This window comes from Acinetobacter lwoffii (assembly GCF_024129595.1).
GTDB lineage: Bacteria > Pseudomonadota > Gammaproteobacteria > Pseudomonadales > Moraxellaceae > Acinetobacter > Acinetobacter lwoffii_O.
This window is the reverse complement of the sequence record NZ_JAMXXS010000001.1, coordinates 118947-134652: the sequence shown is the minus strand read 5'-3', so window position 1 is coordinate 134652 and position 15706 is coordinate 118947. Positions and strand designations below refer to the sequence as shown.

The 15706-nt window shown below is 42.3% G+C and carries 16 protein-coding genes and 1 tRNA gene; 9 read left to right on the top strand and 8 right to left on the bottom strand.

The genetic code is table 11. The features are described from left to right. Window positions 1-45 precede the first annotated feature (45 nt). Window positions 46-1368: a polyamine export protein PaeA gene (gene paeA / locus NI466_RS00710; RefSeq protein ID WP_004280552.1), complete on the top strand. Its 1323-nt coding sequence runs from the start codon at window positions 46-48 to the stop codon at window positions 1366-1368. A gap of 62 nt (window positions 1369-1430) precedes the next feature. Further along, window positions 1431-1709: a hypothetical protein gene (locus tag NI466_RS00705; RefSeq protein ID WP_253172395.1), complete on the top strand. Its 279-nt coding sequence runs from the start codon at window positions 1431-1433 to the stop codon at window positions 1707-1709. A 41-nt stretch (window positions 1710-1750) separates the two neighbouring features. Here NI466_RS00705 and NI466_RS00700 read toward each other — a convergent pair whose 3' ends face one another. After that, window positions 1751-2257 carry a hypothetical protein gene (locus NI466_RS00700; RefSeq protein WP_004280554.1) on the bottom strand — a complete coding sequence of 169 codons (507 nt, stop codon included), beginning with the start codon at window positions 2255-2257 and terminating at the stop codon, window positions 1751-1753. Window positions 2258-2431: 174 nt separating this feature from the next. Between NI466_RS00700 and NI466_RS00695 the strand changes: the two genes are divergently transcribed. The 3 genes from NI466_RS00695 to NI466_RS00685 all read left to right on the top strand — a co-directional run bounded on the left by NI466_RS00695 (window position 2432) and on the right by NI466_RS00685 (window position 4194). After that, entirely contained in the window at window positions 2432-3160 is a 729-nt protein-coding gene (locus NI466_RS00695; RefSeq protein ID WP_253172482.1) for a hypothetical protein, read from the top strand. A 170-nt stretch (window positions 3161-3330) separates the two neighbouring features. Then, window positions 3331-3416 (top strand) — tRNA-Leu (locus NI466_RS00690). A gap of 91 nt (window positions 3417-3507) precedes the next feature. Beyond that, window positions 3508-4194: a hypothetical protein gene (locus NI466_RS00685; RefSeq protein WP_004280558.1), complete on the top strand. Its 687-nt coding sequence runs from the start codon at window positions 3508-3510 to the stop codon at window positions 4192-4194. 30 nt (window positions 4195-4224) lie between these two features. Here NI466_RS00685 and NI466_RS00680 read toward each other — a convergent pair whose 3' ends face one another. From NI466_RS00680 to rlmE, 5 genes are all read right to left on the bottom strand, one after another. Continuing rightward, window positions 4225-4539 carry a DUF5713 family protein gene (locus tag NI466_RS00680; RefSeq protein ID WP_004280560.1) on the bottom strand — a complete coding sequence of 105 codons (315 nt, stop codon included), beginning with the start codon at window positions 4537-4539 and terminating at the stop codon, window positions 4225-4227. A 108-nt stretch (window positions 4540-4647) separates the two neighbouring features. Further along, window positions 4648-5499, bottom strand: coding sequence for a dihydropteroate synthase (gene folP / locus NI466_RS00675; protein ID WP_005247701.1), 852 nt, complete (start codon window positions 5497-5499; stop codon window positions 4648-4650). Window positions 5500-5577: 78 nt separating this feature from the next. After that, the gene (locus NI466_RS00670; protein WP_253172393.1) at window positions 5578-6192 is read right to left on the bottom strand and encodes a GNAT family N-acetyltransferase; all 615 of its coding nucleotides are present in this window, start codon (window positions 6190-6192) and stop codon (window positions 5578-5580) included. 106 nt (window positions 6193-6298) lie between these two features. Then, on the bottom strand, window positions 6299-8188 hold the full coding sequence (gene ftsH / locus NI466_RS00665) for an ATP-dependent zinc metalloprotease FtsH (protein WP_253172391.1): 1890 nt from the start codon (window positions 8186-8188) through the stop codon (window positions 6299-6301). Window positions 8189-8320: 132 nt separating this feature from the next. After that, window positions 8321-8971, bottom strand: coding sequence for a 23S rRNA (uridine(2552)-2'-O)-methyltransferase RlmE (rlmE, locus tag NI466_RS00660; protein WP_004645756.1), 651 nt, complete (start codon window positions 8969-8971; stop codon window positions 8321-8323). Window positions 8972-9166: 195 nt separating this feature from the next. On the opposite strand from rlmE, the gene yhbY reads away from it, so the two are divergent. Continuing rightward, window positions 9167-9490, top strand: coding sequence for a ribosome assembly RNA-binding protein YhbY (yhbY, locus tag NI466_RS00655; RefSeq protein ID WP_004280569.1), 324 nt, complete (start codon window positions 9167-9169; stop codon window positions 9488-9490). An 11-nt stretch (window positions 9491-9501) separates the two neighbouring features. Beyond that, window positions 9502-10041, top strand: coding sequence for a DOMON-like domain-containing protein (locus NI466_RS00650; protein WP_004280571.1), 540 nt, complete (start codon window positions 9502-9504; stop codon window positions 10039-10041). A gap of 148 nt (window positions 10042-10189) precedes the next feature. On the opposite strand, the gene NI466_RS00645 is transcribed toward NI466_RS00650, so the two are convergent. Both NI466_RS00645 and NI466_RS00640 read right to left on the bottom strand, forming a co-directional pair. Further along, window positions 10190-10411 carry a hypothetical protein gene (locus NI466_RS00645; RefSeq protein ID WP_004280572.1) on the bottom strand — a complete coding sequence of 74 codons (222 nt, stop codon included), beginning with the start codon at window positions 10409-10411 and terminating at the stop codon, window positions 10190-10192. A 102-nt stretch (window positions 10412-10513) separates the two neighbouring features. Beyond that, window positions 10514-11002, bottom strand: a complete 489-nt coding sequence (locus NI466_RS00640) for a hypothetical protein (RefSeq protein WP_253099734.1) — start codon at window positions 11000-11002, stop codon at window positions 10514-10516. A 308-nt stretch (window positions 11003-11310) separates the two neighbouring features. On the opposite strand from NI466_RS00640, the gene carA reads away from it, so the two are divergent. Next, window positions 11311-12450: a glutamine-hydrolyzing carbamoyl-phosphate synthase small subunit gene (carA, locus tag NI466_RS00635; protein WP_004645762.1), complete on the top strand. Its 1140-nt coding sequence runs from the start codon at window positions 11311-11313 to the stop codon at window positions 12448-12450. Between the two features lie 13 nt (window positions 12451-12463). Continuing rightward, window positions 12464-15694, top strand: coding sequence for a carbamoyl-phosphate synthase large subunit (gene carB / locus NI466_RS00630; RefSeq protein ID WP_005252552.1), 3231 nt, complete (start codon window positions 12464-12466; stop codon window positions 15692-15694). The last annotated feature ends 12 nt before the right edge of the window (window positions 15695-15706 follow it).

Below are 15706 nucleotides of genomic sequence, written 5' to 3'. Positions count from 1 at the left end.
TGTGTTAAAAATATCCCAAGATACTATTCATCCACAGGTGGATTTGTGAGCCTCTTACAAAATATTGTGATTATCTTAATACTCATCACGGGGGCCGGTTTTTTATCTTTAACTGAAATCGCCCTCGCTGGTGCCCGTAAAGTCAAACTCAAAATTCTGGCTGAGTCGGGTGATCATCGCGCTCAAAAAGTTTTAGATCTACAAGAAAATTCTGCAGACTTCTTTGCAGCCTCCCAAATTGGTTTAAATGCAGTTGCCATTCTTGGTGGTATTTTAGGTGAAGGTGCCTTCCGTCCTTATATTTATAATTTTGTTTCCCGCTTTTACCAAGGACCTTGGGCTGACAATATCAGCTTTGCGCTTTCCTTTACGGTCGTCACTTCATTATTTATTTTATTTGCAGACTTGATGCCGAAACGTCTGGCCATGATTGCGCCAGAAAAGATCGCAGTCTCAGTCATCGAGCCAATTCAGATTTTCATTAAAGTCTGCAAACCTTTGGCTTGGTTTATCAATGCGATTGCCAACATGCTGTTCCGTCTGTTTAAAGTAAATACTATTCGTGATGACAATATTACTTTTGATGATATTTCTGCAGTGATGGATGCCGGTGCACAGGCAGGCGTGCTCCAGAAACAGGAACACCATTTCATTGAAAACGTATTCGAGCTGGAAGAACGTAACGTGCCTTCGAGTATGACCACACGTGAAAATGTGGTGTTCTTCACCTTAAATGAACCGGAAGAAAGTATTCGGCAAAAGCTGGCGGAATACCCCTATTCCAAGTTTCTGGTATGTAGCAATGACATTGACAGTGTGATTGGCTATGTCGACGCCAAAGACATTCTGGTGCGTATTCTGAACAACCAGTCGCTGCTGCAACTCAATGAAAATACCATCCGTAATGTCCTGACTATTCCTGACACTTTGACCTTATCGGAAGTTCTGGACCGTTTCCGTTCCACCAAGGAAAAGTTTGCCGTCGTCATTAATGAATATGCGCTGGTCGTTGGCGTGATTACCCTTTCTGATATTATGATTACCGTGATGGGTGACTGGGTGACGCCTATTGAAGCCGATCAGCAAATTATTAAACGTGACAATAATTCCTGGCTAATTGAAGGCAGTACACCGATTGAAGATATCAAGCATGCGCTTGAAATTGATGAAATGCCTGATGATGAAAATTATGAAACCATCGCTGGCTTCATGATGTATAAATTACGCAAGATTCCACGTCCTGCAGATGCCGTGATATTTGGGGCTTATAAGTTTGAAGTGGTGGATGTCGATCATTTTAAAATTGACCAGTTACTGGTGACCCGCTTGATCGAAACCAATTCAGTTATTCAAGAAGAATCAGATTAGTCTGGTTCTTCCTTCTAAGAAATAGTAAAAATTATTCTAATAAAAAAATCATAAGGTGAGTGATGAATATTTCTGCATTATTGGCATGTCTGTTTTTTTATTCAGCCTTGTATTTGTTTTACTTCTTCTTTGCCAAACAACAGAATCCCCTGCTTTTACTCTCAGCCATCATTCTGATGGCTTTAACGGTTTTCATTATTCCCTACCCACATGAACGTCGCCGTCAAGGATTCGACTCCACCTTGAGATTTGGAGAGTATTTTTATTGGCCCTTGATTACCTGGTGGCGTTTATTTATTTTGCCCATCAGTTGGCTGATTGCACTGATATATCGTGATTAAAAAAGCACCTTTGGGTGCTTTTTTTTAGATCTAGTTATAGCTTAGATTTTTGCTAATAAAGCCTCAAGAACGGCTTGATAGTGAATCTGGATATCATCTTCTAAAATTTTGTAGGCATTATCGAATTGCACCATTGGCCAGCCTTCTTTCCAGAATGGGAAAATATTATGCAGGTCATGGGTGACAATGGCATCTTCACGCACAATTGCTTGGGCAATTTGTGACAGCACTTGCGCAGTTTCAGCGCCATCAATCGCCATATAATCAATACCGCGTGCTTTTAAAATACGGATTCGGTCTTTTTTATAACGGATTTTTTTGATTTGTGCTGCATTCAGACCCAAAGCCAAAGATACGGCTTCGACAAATTTGTCTTCAAATGACTGATTCAATGCTACTAAGGCTGCTTTATGCGCTTCCTGACGACCAGCTTTACCACCCTGACGAATTGCTGCTTGCGCCTCAGTATTTAGCTCATCCTTTTTCATACTTTGCAGGATGTCTAAAATTTCGATGTCGCTTAACGCCTGAGGAGATTGATCAGTCATAAACTGTCCTTAAAAAAATAAATCTTGAATCGGCTATTTTCGCATAATTCGTGGCTAAAAAACTAAAATCTTCATGATTAAAACAGCGCTGCGACCTGAAACTGCATTTCTTCTGCGATTTTGCGCAAAATCGACTATAGTGCTTCATCTATATATTAAATTAATCTCTGGATGATGCCCACTACGCAAGTGACTTTGTTGCTGCAGCAACTTAAGCGCCAATATCCGACTGCATTTAAAGGAAATTACCTGTTTTACAGTCAGATTAAAATCCGTGGAATCTGGGATAAAGCCAAGCTCTTAATTTCTTGGGTCTTGGCCGCCATGATTTTTGTTCCCATCAGTTTGATGTTAGGAGATCTGGTACAGCAATCTTTTGTGCAAATCAGCGAATTTCAGGCGCAAAGTTATGCCATTTTGGCCATTCTGTTGTTCCTGATGTTGAGTCTCACCTTGATTCTGCACCAGATTCAGCATTCTTCTTATTCACTGTATCAGTTATTACGGCATACTCCGATCAGGATGGTTATTGTGATTCTGCTACAAGCCTTAAATCTGGTCTTTATGCAAAGTAGTTTGCTGATGTGGAGCTTATTCTTCTTTGGCGTGAGCTTTGGTTTTGTGCGCTTTTATCGGGAAAATTTATTCAAGGAAAATAGTAAAAATATTGAGCACTATCAGCTACAACAATTACGTAAAATCTGTTTTTGGGCTTATAAAAAAACCTGTCTGATCCGACTAAAATTACGTTTTTATTCAAGCCATGATCCTCGGCATGCCGAACTAAAACAGCAATTAAATCACTATGCCGGGTTATATACGCGGCTACTGAAATATGAGCATCAATATTGTAAAACGATCAAGCATCTAGATGTCGACAGCTATCTGGATGAGAATTCATAGTTCCCTCTATCATTTTTCATTGGTCGTCTTAAAGATCTGCAAATATTGACTTTTAAAAAACGTTGATTTGCTGATTTTTAGAATAGAAGCCACGGAATTGCTTGAAAAGAAAGCAATCATTTCGGAATTTGCTTGCCAAGCTTTATTTCGTCCTCTATTATTGCGCACATGCCCGAGTGGTGAAATCGGTAGACACAGGGGATTTAAAATCCCCCGCCCACAAAGCGTGCCAGTTCGAGTCTGGCCTCGGGCACCATTTTAATATTTATTAAAATGGTGCAATAAAAAATCCAGCATTAGGCTGGTTTTTTTGTGCCTGAATTTTATTCTTTTAGCGCGAAATCCCCATGTCAGAATTAAAACACTTTGATCTCGCTACATTACAATTACGTCATCCAGACGCTTTTTTCCTGAAGCTGCGTTATAGCCGCTTTAAATTTAATGCCTTGCAAAATATCCAGTTTGTTATCGCGATTAATTTACTGTCCCTTCTGGTCTGTGTAGCCTGTAGTCTCAGCTCCGTATTTCTGGAATATTATTTTTTCAAGAATGCCACGATTGCCTTTAATGTCACCTTAATTGTGCTGATGGCACTGCTTTATCCTTATATCTGGCATGCACAATATCAGGCGCAATTTAGTTCCAAAGCCTATAGTCAGCGTTTGCAAAACTGTCTCTATCTGCAAATTCCAATTTTTCTGAGCTTATTGCTCAACCTTTATCTGATTCATTCGGATGTACTGGTCATCATTAGTATGATCATTTTAGCGATTTCTTCCTTTGGGGTGGTCATCCTGGAACCTTTATTTAAAAGTTCCTGTAGTGCGATTGACCAGATCAGGTTGCAGAAACTCCGACAACTGGCTTTTTGGGCTTATCAACAATCCAAATCAAAAACACCACAACAGATTCAAGGTCAATCGAATCTGCAGGCTTATTACCAGAACCTTTATCAGCAATGCATGAATGAAGAGCAACAATTACTCGGCTCAATTCGCTTTAATAGCTTTAAAGATTATTTGAACAGACAATAAAAAACCCTGCATCTGCAGGGTTTTCTTAAATCACCATTCACGATTGGTAATCAGTTCTTCCATTTCAATCTCGAACAGGCCGTGCTCTTGCACCACCATCATCATGGCTTCGGCAATATAATCCGCGGCAGTATCATCCAGAGACGAATCCAGATCTTCGAACTGAGGTTTCATGATATTGATATCAGCCACAGTCAGATTGGCAAGCTGGTAAATTTCTTGATCTGACAAACCTGATTTAGCGACTTTTTGGGCAAAACGTTCGATGTGCTGCTTGATTTCAGCAACCAGAATATCGGGATAATACTCATCATCGAACATGGGGAGAAGTAAATCTGCAAACATTACAGGCACTCTAAAGGATGACTATCTAATCTAAGCGTGCCTATATAGCATATTGTTGCTTAAAAGCCAAACAACATTGCCAATGTAGGGATTTCCCAGCCTCGATTTTTAAACCATTTGCATAGCTTGCCAGACTTTAATCGCATCGGCTGTGACTTTAACATCATGTGCCCGTACCATACATGCACCCTGCTGAATACTCAACAAATGCGCTGTTGCTGAACCCACTGCACGCTCTTGTGGTTCTGCCCCATCCAAAACTGCTCCGATAAAGCGTTTACGTGATAAAGCAGACAAAATCGGATAGCCCATTTCTGTTAATTTATAAAACTCTTGCAACAGCTTTAAATTTTGCTGGGCATTTTTAGCGAAACCAAAACCTGGATCAATCATGATATTTTCCGCTTTTACTCCAACATCTAAAGCATCCTGAACACGTTGGGATAACTCGCGTATCACATCTTTAGTGACATCCTCATATTGATCCAGATTGTTCATGGTGGTCGGCTCACCGCGCATATGCATGATGATCACTGGAATATTGAGTTCTGCTGCGGTCTGCAATGCATTCGGCCGAGTCAAAGCACGGACATCATTCCAGATATGTGCTCCGGCCCGAACCGCTGCGCGTATGACTTCAGGTTGCGACGTATCAATCGAGAGAATGACCTTATGTTTAGCCAGTTCTTCCACCACAGGCACTACGCGGCGAATTTCTTCTTCCACTTCTACCACTGCGGCACCTGGACGGGTCGATTCACCGCCAATATCAATCACGGTCGCGCCTTCAGCGATCATTTCAAGCGCACGTGCGACTGCATCTTCTTTGTGATTATGCCGACCACCATCACTAAAAGAGTCTGGGGTGACATTGAGAATCCCCATCACATGCGGCTGGGATAAGTCCAATTTTAAATCACCAAATGTCCATACATGTGGTAACAAAGGCATCAGCTGCATGATTCAATACTCACTCAAAATAACCCCGATATTGTCTTATGGATCGCCGAATAAAGCAAAGCTGAATAAGACTAGGACCTAGATTTCGAAGTAATTGTTTCGGGAATATTTCATCAGTTTAGATTGTAATAATACTTTCGTATATGCCCATTCACTTTCTAAAATACTATAGATGTAGCTATCTCGAATAGTCTGTCTATCTTTACGCAGCATATGACACCTGATAATGCCATCTCGTTTGGCACCTAATGCCTCAATCGCTTTCTGGCTAGGAAGATTCAAGTGATCAGTCCGAAAGCCGACGACCTGAGCATTTAAATTTTCAAAAGCATGTCTTAACAAAAGATATTTACAAACGCGATTCACATAAGTTCTGTGATAGCGCTTGGCATACCAGGTATAACCAATTTCAAAACGTGGAATTTCTGCCTTAATATTATGATAACTGGTGGTTCCAATTGCTTGGCCGGAGTTTAAATCGATCACAGCAAAAGCCATCCTTTCACCTTGAGCTTGCTGTTCAAAGGCCTGCGAAAAATATTTTTTTAAGTTATGCAGATAAGGCACTGAGTTATATAAAATCTCGCCTAAATTTTCTTCGGCACATGCACTGGCTAAATCAGAAAAATGTTCCCAGCTCAACGGTTCAAGACGAAGCTGGTAAGCACTGGATTCCAGAACAGGCATATTCATTTTTGTTTTTCATATTCATTTTTAATCGCTCAATATAACACTCAAAAAGATATGACAAAAATGACAAGCATAAAAAAACCACCCGAAGGTGGTTTTTTTATTGAGCTTAGTTCGCTGGCAATGGCGGAGGAGTCAACGGACCATCATCTGGTGTCACATCAATCACAGGATTGTCTGCAACATAGACTTTTGGTGGCTGAGGCTCACGACCTTCCATGATGTCACGAATTTGATCACGATCAATGGTTTCCCATTCCATCAAGGCTTTCACCATCGCATGGGCAATATCTTTTTTGCTTTCCAAGATATCGCGTGCGATTTTATATTGCTCATCCAGAATTCGACGAATTTCACGATCGACTTCTAGTTGTGTGGTTTCGGAAATACTGCGGCTACCAATACTGCCCATGAAAGATTGCTGTGCATCTTCTTCATAGACCATGACACCGAGTTTGTCAGACATACCATATTTGGTCACCATCGCACGTGCCATTTTGGTTGCACGTTCGAAGTCATTTGACGCGCCAGTCGACATTTGGTTAATGAAGACTTCTTCAGCAATACGGCCACCAAACAAAATCGAAATTTCATTCAACATTTTGTCTTTATAATGGCTGGTCTGGTCAAATTCAGGCAGCTGCCAGGTGACACCTAAAGCCCAGCCACGCGGCATGATCGTTACTTTATGCACAGGATCTGTACCTGGCAAGCTTTCAGCAACAATCGCATGACCTGCTTCATGATAAGCTGTCGCGCGACGCTCTTCATCACGAAGTACCATCGATTTACGCTCAGGACCCATATACAGCTTGTCTTTTGCATCTTCAAAGTCATGCATATCGACGGTGTTCTTGTTACGGCGTGCAGCAAATAAAGCAGCTTCATTCACCAGGTTTGCTAATTGCGCACCCGAGAAGCCCGGTGTACCACGTGCAAGAACTTTAACATCCACACCTGTCACTGAAGGCAATTTTTTCAAATGTACATTCAGGATTTGTTCACGACCTTTAATGTCTGGCAAACCAACCACAACTTGACGGTCAAAACGGCCTGGACGAAGAAGTGCTTTATCCAGTACATCTGCACGGTTGGTTGCAGCAATCACGATAATGCCTTCATTGCCCTCAAAGCCGTCCATTTCAACCAGCATCTGGTTCAGTGTCTGTTCACGTTCATCGTGACCACCACCAGTACCTGAACCACGATGACGACCGACTGCATCAATCTCATCAATAAAGATGATACATGGCGCATGACGTTTCGCCTGTTCGAACATGTCACGAACACGGGATGCACCGACACCGACAAACATCTCAACGAAGTCAGAACCTGAAATACTAAAGAATGGAACTTTCGCTTCACCGGCAATGGCTTTGGCAAGTAGGGTTTTACCCGTACCTGGAGGACCCACCATTAACACACCACGTGGAATACTCGCACCCAGACGTTTAAATTTGGTTGGATCTTTCAGGAAATCTACGATTTCAACGACTTCTTGCTTGGCTTCGTCACAACCAGCAACATCAGTGAAAGTGACTTTAATCTGGTCTTCAGACAGCATTTTGGCTTTAGATTTACCAAAACTCATTGGGCCGTTTTTACCACCTGCACCGCCACCCATGTTGCGCATAAAGAACATGAATAACAAAATGATTAAAAGTACAGGGAAACTTGCAATAAGCAACTGCATGAGCAAGCCTTGACGTTGTGGTGCTTCACCTTCAACCACAACATTATTTTTAATCAGGCTTGGCATCAGTTCAGGATCCTGAACTGCCGGACGGATACTTTCAAACTCTGAACCGTTCGATTTTTCGCCACGGATTCTTTCGCCGTCAATCACAACTTGTTTAATTTGGCCAGCATTGACCGCGGCAACAAACTCTGAGTAGTTCATTGTAGTCGGTTGATTGCGGTCACTGACGTTGCTGAAGATTAACACCAGCACACCCAGTATCACGAGCCACAATACGGCATTCTTAAAAAGATCGCTCAAAGCTTTATTCCCATTCCAATCTAATTTGATCATGCCCTGTTCAGGGTGACCTTAATACTTAAGCTGTAAATCAACTTACAATTATCTGAAAACGTACAAAATGCACAATTTTTAACGACTTGGCAAGTAGACTTATTTTAAAGCCTTCTTACGTCCCTGCCCGATCAGGAAAACTTCCTTGGAGCGAGCACGTGATGCCAAAGGTTTAGATGTTTTCAGAACATCAAAACTATCAACCACTTGCTTACGGAATTCGTCAAAACCTGAACCTTGGAAAACTTTTACCACAAATTGACCTTTAGGGCCTAGCACCTTGTTGGCAAAATCCAGTGCAAGTTCACACAAGTAAATCTGACGCGGTTGATCTACAGCCTTATTACCTGATGTATTGGGGGCCATATCTGAAATTACAACGTCTACAGTACGACCATCTAAAATTTCTAACAATTGCTGGAAGACTTCTTCTTCACGAAAGTCGCCTTGCAAGAAAGTCACATCAGGTAATGCATCCATTGGTAAAATGTCAGATGCAATCAATAAACCCTTGTCACCGACTAGCTTACCTGCGATTTGTGACCAACTCCCGGGAGCTGCACCCAAGTCGACTACGGTCATGCCGGGTTTGATGATCTTGTACTTTTCTTGCATCTCTAAGAGCTTATATGCTGCACGCGCACGATAGCCGTCCTTTTGTGCCTTTTTCACATAAGGATCGTCTAAATGCTCTCTCATCCAATCACGACTACTTTTAGATAACTTTTGGTTGGTAATGCGTGTAGCCATAACTCTCTAAATAAAAAAACGTCTAATTATTAATTGTACGTGAAAAAGACATATTTTGCAGTATACATGTGTATCTAAATCTAGGAGTTTTGCTCGTTATGAAGAGATATTGGAAATGATTATTTCCTGATAATTTAAAGCGTTTGTTTTTTGCTTTTGCTATACTAAGCCGTTTTAAAATTCAGGTTATCTCTCATGGCGTCTTTATCTATTCAGGAACGTAAGCGTTTACGTCAAATCGGACATGCTTTAAACCCGGTCGTTATGCTGGGTGACAAAGGCCTGACTGAAAATGTCATCGAAGAATTGGCGCGTGCTTTAAACGATCACGAACTGATTAAAGTAAAAATCGTAGCTGAAGATCGTGAAGCGCGTGCAGCATTGATTGCTGAAATTTCAGAAGCGACTGGTGCCGAAGTAGTTCAAACTATTGGTAAAATTGCGCTGCTTTACAAGAAAGCTGCGAAACAAAACCAAAAATTGTCCAACCTTGTCCGTTTCGCTCATCTGTCTAACTAAGTACAGGACTTATGGCAAGTTACGAACTTAGCGCATTTGATCGCCGTTTTCAGGCCATCTCTCTGGTTGCCGCCATTGAACAGCAAGGCCCATGCAATTTAAATGTGGGCTTCTGGATCCGTGATCCCAATCAGTACATCTTGTGGCCCGACATGGTGACGGCACATCCCCGTCAGGATTTCCTGTGGGAACAGACCTGCTTTGAAATTTTTATTGGGGTTCAGGGCGAAGATTTTTATCGTGAGATTAATCTTTCCCCTTCTCAGGCCTGGCAGGCTTATCAATTTGAAGAATACCGTTATCCTGAAGATATGCCACCGCAAGCTGCGGATGATATTGAGCTGAATCAGCTCAAACGTACGCATTATGGTCTTAATGTCAGTGTAGATCTGACTGATTTTATGGCAACACATAAACTGAAATGGGAAAACTTGTTCCTGGGTTTATCTGCTGTTTTAAAAACCTCACAAGGTGATCAATACTATGCCATGCAGCATAGTAGTCCTCAGGCAGATTTTCATAATAAACGTGACTGGTTGCATGTATTTTAAATAGATTGACGCTGTGCATCAGCTATTTAAAGTGTAACAGGCGAATACAACGTGAGACTTAAAGTCTCACGTTTTTGTTTATTGCTCAACAATGATTGATCCTCTGTATAATTATTTTAGATTTTTTATTGTTTTCAACGTTCATATTTTAATGATGTAGATGATGCTGCTCCTGAATGGATTTCACAGCAGCATAAAGAATAAAAGCAAAAGTAATGATCATCAGAAGAATGGTCCCAAACACCAGTCCCAGTACTCCCAGACATAATACGATTACACCTAGATAAAGTATGCGCCCCAATCCGCTTTCCAGATTCAGTAGCATGATCAATATCAGTAAAATAAGTACACCTACAAAATGCTGTTGCATCGTGACCCCCTTTAATTGTTATTGTGAGTCCGTTTTGCTGCATAAAGACAAAGGAGAACATTTGATTGTTCTCCTTTTTAAATAGCGGCCTTTCAGCGCAGCCTAACTTTTCAGCTCAGGACTTTTGTCCGAGCTCTCTGTTTTCACCACGGGTTTGACTTTTTTCAGTACTTCAATGGTACTGTCCTTAGAACGTTTAAAAGTATCGGTCAGATGTTCCTTATGCTTGGTCGAAATCTGACTGACATCCTCTTTCAACTCTTTACCCAGATTAGATAAGTCTTCGAAGACAGCGTTGAATTCTGTCTTGATAAAGCTTTTCAGTTCAGTTAATTCTTTCTGCGAACCGAAAATCTGCTCCTTCAAAGTATCAATACGCTGTAACACCTCCTGCTTAAATTGACGCAATTGTTCCTGCACAGTGTCGCTTAACTGCTTGGCTTCAACTTCAAGCTTTTCCTTACTTTCCTCGATGGTTTCAATTGCCTGATCTTTAGCCTCGACTGCTACTTTTTCAAGCTTCTCGGCAGTTTCAGTCACCACGCTCGGAGTGATTTTTTTAGATGTAGTAGATTTAGGTGCTGTAGCCATCTGTCTTGTTCCTATTGTTATATCGACTAAGCTATATTAGTAGATTTGATAAAAATTAAGATTTGATTTGTCTGACAATTATTAATTGCTTACATTTTTTCACATTGCTTACAAAACAGACTTCCATGCAAAAAGCAAGCCATTTATCTCATACTTTCGCTGCAAAGCCGTTGGACTTTAGGGGTCGTTCTGCGTATAATGCCGTGTTAAGTTCAAGCGAGCAGACATAGGAGGGTAGGTTTAAAAATTAGCCTTCCTTTTTTTTCGTCTTCTCGCTTTTTTACAGCCTAAATTTCAGGAGCTTTGGTTTGAGCACCCCAGCAATTTTAGCCCTTGCCGACGGAACTATCTTTAAAGGTACTTCGATTGGCGCATCGGGTAGTACGACTGGTGAAGTCGTTTTCAACACTGCCATGACTGGCTATCAAGAAATTTTGACTGACCCGAGTTATGCACAGCAACTTGTGACACTGACTTACCCACATATCGGTAACACAGGCTGTAATGAAGAAGACACTGAATCAGGTCGTATTCATAAGGTTTGGGCGAACGGATTGATCATTCGTGACCTGCCTTTACTGCACAGTAACTTCCGTTCAACCCAATCATTAGCTGAATATTTGGTACAACACAATGTTGTGGCAATTGCGGATATCGACACGCGTAAACTGACACGTATCTTACGTGACAAAGGTGCGCAAAATGGCTGTATCCTTGCTGGCGAAAATATCACTGAAGCTGAAGCGCTTGAAAAAGCACGTGCATTTAGTGGTTTAAACGGTTTAGACCTGGCAAAAGAATGTTGCGACCCTGAAGGTTTTGAATGGACTGAAGGCTCTTGGACATTAGGCAAAGGTTTCTCTCAACCAGAAGCTAAATTCCATGTTGTTGCATACGATTACGGTGTCAAAACCAACATCTTACGTATGCTCGCAGACCGCGGTTGTAAACTGACTGTTGTGCCGGCGCAAACTCCTGCTGCTGATGTACTTGCACTGAATCCAGATGGCGTGTTCCTTTCGAACGGCCCTGGCGATCCGGCTGCATGTGACTACGCAATTGAAGCTGTAAAAACAATTGTAGAAACTACTGAAATTCCAGTATTTGGTATCTGTCTGGGTCACCAGATTCTTGCGCTTGCAAGTGGTGCTAAAACTTTAAAAATGCCTCACGGCCACCACGGTGCTAACCATCCTGTACAAAATCTAGATAATGGTACAGTGATGATTACTTCTCAAAACCATGGCTTCGCAGTCGATGAAAGCAATCTGCCTGATGTGTTGCGTGTAACGCATCGCTCACTGTTTGATGGCACCAACCAAGGTATTCATCGTACAGACAAACCTGCGTTCAGCTTCCAGGGTCACCCTGAAGCAAGCCCGGGTCCACATGACTGCGCACCATTGTTCGATCATTTCATCGAACTTATCGAAGCATCTAAGAAGTAATTAAGGAAGCATCATGGCTAAACGTACTGACATTAAAAGCATCTTGATTATTGGTGCTGGTCCGATTGTCATCGGTCAAGCATGTGAGTTTGACTACTCAGGTGCTCAAGCATGTAAAGCCCTTCGTGAAGAAGGTTACCGCGTTATTTTGGTCAACTCGAACCCAGCGACCATCATGACCGACCCAACCATGGCGGATGCAACTTACATTGAGCCAATTACTTGGCAAACTGTTGCAGCGATCATTGAGAAAGAACGTCCAGATGCTGTTCTTCCAACCATGGGTGGTCAAACGGCATTGAACTGTGCCCTTGCCCTCGATGAGCACGGCATTTTAGAGAAATTCAATGTTGAATTGATCGGTGCAACCAAAGAAGCGATTGAAAAAGCTGAAGACCGTAAACTGTTCGACCAGGCAATGCGTAAAATTGGTCTTGAATGTCCAAAAGCTGACGTTGCTGAGTCAATGGAACATGCTTTAGAAATTCAAGCACGTTTCGGCTTCCCAGTAATTATCCGTCCATCATTCACCATGGGTGGTTCTGGTGGCGGTATCGCATACAACAAAGAAGAATTTATCGAGATTTGTGAACGCGGTTTCGATCTTTCTCCGACTAAACAATTATTGATTGATGAATCTTTAATTGGCTGGAAAGAATACGAGATGGAAGTTGTTCGTGACAAAAACGACAACTGTATCATTGTATGTACCATTGAAAACTTTGATCCAATGGGCGTACACACTGGTGACTCAATCACTGTTGCCCCTGCTCAAACGCTTACAGATAAAGAATTCCAGTTACTACGTAACGCTTCTCTAGCAGTTCTTCGTGAAATTGGTGTTGAAACAGGTGGTTCTAACGTACAGTTCGGTATTTGTCCAAATACTGGTCGTATGGTCGTGATCGAGATGAACCCACGTGTATCACGTTCATCTGCACTTGCTTCTAAAGCAACTGGTTTCCCGATTGCAAAAATCGCAGCGAAACTGGCTGTAGGTTATACCCTTGATGAGTTGAAAAACGACATTACTGGCGGTACAACGCCTGCATCGTTCGAACCTGCAATCGACTACGTTGTAACCAAGATTCCTCGTTTCAACTTCGAAAAATTCCCACAAGCTGATGCGACACTGACGACTCAGATGAAATCTGTCGGTGAAGTGATGGCGATTGGCCGTAACTTCCAGGAATCTGTACAAAAAGCCCTTCGTGGTCTTGAAGTGGGCGCTTCTGGTTTTGACGAAAAGGTTGAAGTGGGTGCTGAAGGCGCGCGCGACAAAATCTTGCAAGAACTTAAAGTGCCAGGTCCAGAGCGTATCTGGTACGTGGGCGATGCATTCCGTCACGGCTTTACTTTAGACGAAGTATTCGCTGCAACGAACATTGACCGCTGGTTCTTAATTCAAATCGAAGACATCATCAAAACTGAAAACCAAATCAAAACTTTAGGTTTTGGCGACTTGAATGCGGACAACATCCGTGGATTCAAACGTAAAGGTTTATCAGATCTTCGCATTGCAGACTTGATGGGTATTTCACAAAAGCAATTCCGTAAACATCGTTGGAACCTGGGCGTAACTCCAGTTTACAAACGTGTCGATACATGTGCTGCAGAATTCGAATCTGATACAGCTTACATGTACTCAACTTACGATGAAGAGTGTGAAGCTAATCCGTCTGCGAAAGACAAGATCATGGTGATTGGTGGTGGTCCTAACCGTATTGGTCAAGGGATCGAATTCGATTACTGCTGTGTACACGCTGCCCTTGCGATGCGTGAAGACGGTTACGAAACCATTATGGTGAACTGTAACCCTGAAACAGTTTCAACGGATTACGACACATCAGATCGTTTGTACTTCGAACCAATCACTTTAGAAGACGTTTTAGAAATCGTACGTATCGAGAAGCCGAAAGGCATTATCGTTCAGTACGGTGGTCAAACACCTTTGAAATTGGCTCGTGCTCTAGAAGAAGCCGGTGCGCCAATTATCGGTACATCACCTGATGCGATTGACCGTGCAGAAGACCGTGAACGTTTCCAGCAAATGATTCAACGTCTGCAACTTCGTCAACCGAACAACAGCATTGTAAAATCTGCTGAAGAAGGTATGGCTGAAGCATCTAAAGTCGGCTACCCGCTTGTAGTACGTCCTTCTTACGTCCTTGGTGGTCGTGCGATGGAAATCGTGTACAACGACGAAGAACTCAAACGCTACTTACGTGATGCGGTTCAAGCATCAAACGAAGCGCCTGTTCTTCTTGACCGTTTCTTAGATGACGCGATCGAAGTTGACGTGGACTGCGTATCTGACGGTAAAGACGTAGTGATCGGCGGTATCATGCAGCACATTGAACAAGCGGGTATTCACTCAGGTGACTCAGCTTGTTCAATTCCTCCTTATTCTCTATCTAAAGAGATTCAGGACGAAATGCGCCGTCAAACTGTGGCGATGGCAAAAGAGCTTGGCGTAATCGGTTTGATGAACGTTCAGTTTGCTGTCAAAGGTGAAGATGTTTACATCTTGGAAGTGAACCCACGTGCGTCTCGTACTGTGCCATTCGTTTCTAAGTGTATCGGCGAATCTTTAGCGAAAGTTGCTGCACGTTGCATGGCTGGTCAATCTCTTGAGTCGCAAGGCTTCACAACTGAGATTATTCCTGAGCACTTCTCTGTCAAAGAAGCAGTGTTCCCGTTCAACAAATTCCCTGGTGTTGACCCGATCCTTGGCCCTGAGATGAAATCGACTGGCGAAGTGATGGGCGTTGGTAAAACATTTGGTGAAGCGTTCTATAAAGCTGTTTTAGGTGCAAATGAGCGTTTACCAGGTCTTCCAACTGAAGGCGAAGTGAAACACGCATTTATCTCTGTACGTGATTCTGATAAACCACGTGCGGCTGGTATCGCAAAACAATTGATTGACCTAGGCTTCAAGATTCTTGCAACTGATGGTACATTTAAAGTGATTAGCGATGCTGGTCTTGAATGTGAACGTGTCAATAAAGTAACTGAAGGTCGTCCTAACATTGTGGACCGTATTAAAAACGGCGAAATCCACCTTGTGATTAACACGACTGAAGGCAAAAAGGCACAAGAAGACTCATTCTCGATCCGTCGTTCAGCACTTCAAGGTAAAGTGTATAACACAACTACATTGAATGGTGCGGATGCAGTATGCCAAGCTTTAGCAATTAAATTGCCGATGGATGTATATCGTTTGCAAGACCTAACTAAAGGTTAATTCACTTCCAAG

Coding starts and splice junctions, on each gene's coding strand:
- rlmE (WP_004645756.1), bottom strand. CDS start 8,971: ATGGCTACACGCATTACCAACCAAAAGTTATCTAAAAGTAGTCGTGAT.
- NI466_RS00640 (WP_253099734.1), bottom strand. CDS start 11,002: ATGGCTACAGCACCTAAATCTACTACATCTAAAAAAATCACTCCGAGC.
- folP (WP_005247701.1), bottom strand. CDS start 5,499: ATGCAGCTGATGCCTTTGTTACCACATGTATGGACATTTGGTGATTTA.
- yhbY (WP_004280569.1), top strand. CDS start 9,167: ATGGCGTCTTTATCTATTCAGGAACGTAAGCGTTTACGTCAAATCGGA.
- NI466_RS00700 (WP_004280554.1), bottom strand. CDS start 2,257: ATGACTGATCAATCTCCTCAGGCGTTAAGCGACATCGAAATTTTAGAC.
- NI466_RS00680 (WP_004280560.1), bottom strand. CDS start 4,539: ATGTTTGCAGATTTACTTCTCCCCATGTTCGATGATGAGTATTATCCC.
- NI466_RS00685 (WP_004280558.1), top strand. CDS start 3,508: ATGTCAGAATTAAAACACTTTGATCTCGCTACATTACAATTACGTCAT.
- carB (WP_005252552.1), top strand. CDS start 12,464: ATGGCTAAACGTACTGACATTAAAAGCATCTTGATTATTGGTGCTGGT.
- NI466_RS00645 (WP_004280572.1), bottom strand. CDS start 10,411: ATGCAACAGCATTTTGTAGGTGTACTTATTTTACTGATATTGATCATG.
- NI466_RS00650 (WP_004280571.1), top strand. CDS start 9,502: ATGGCAAGTTACGAACTTAGCGCATTTGATCGCCGTTTTCAGGCCATC.
- NI466_RS00695 (WP_253172482.1), top strand. CDS start 2,432: ATGCCCACTACGCAAGTGACTTTGTTGCTGCAGCAACTTAAGCGCCAA.
- NI466_RS00670 (WP_253172393.1), bottom strand. CDS start 6,192: ATGAATATGCCTGTTCTGGAATCCAGTGCTTACCAGCTTCGTCTTGAA.
- NI466_RS00705 (WP_253172395.1), top strand. CDS start 1,431: ATGAATATTTCTGCATTATTGGCATGTCTGTTTTTTTATTCAGCCTTG.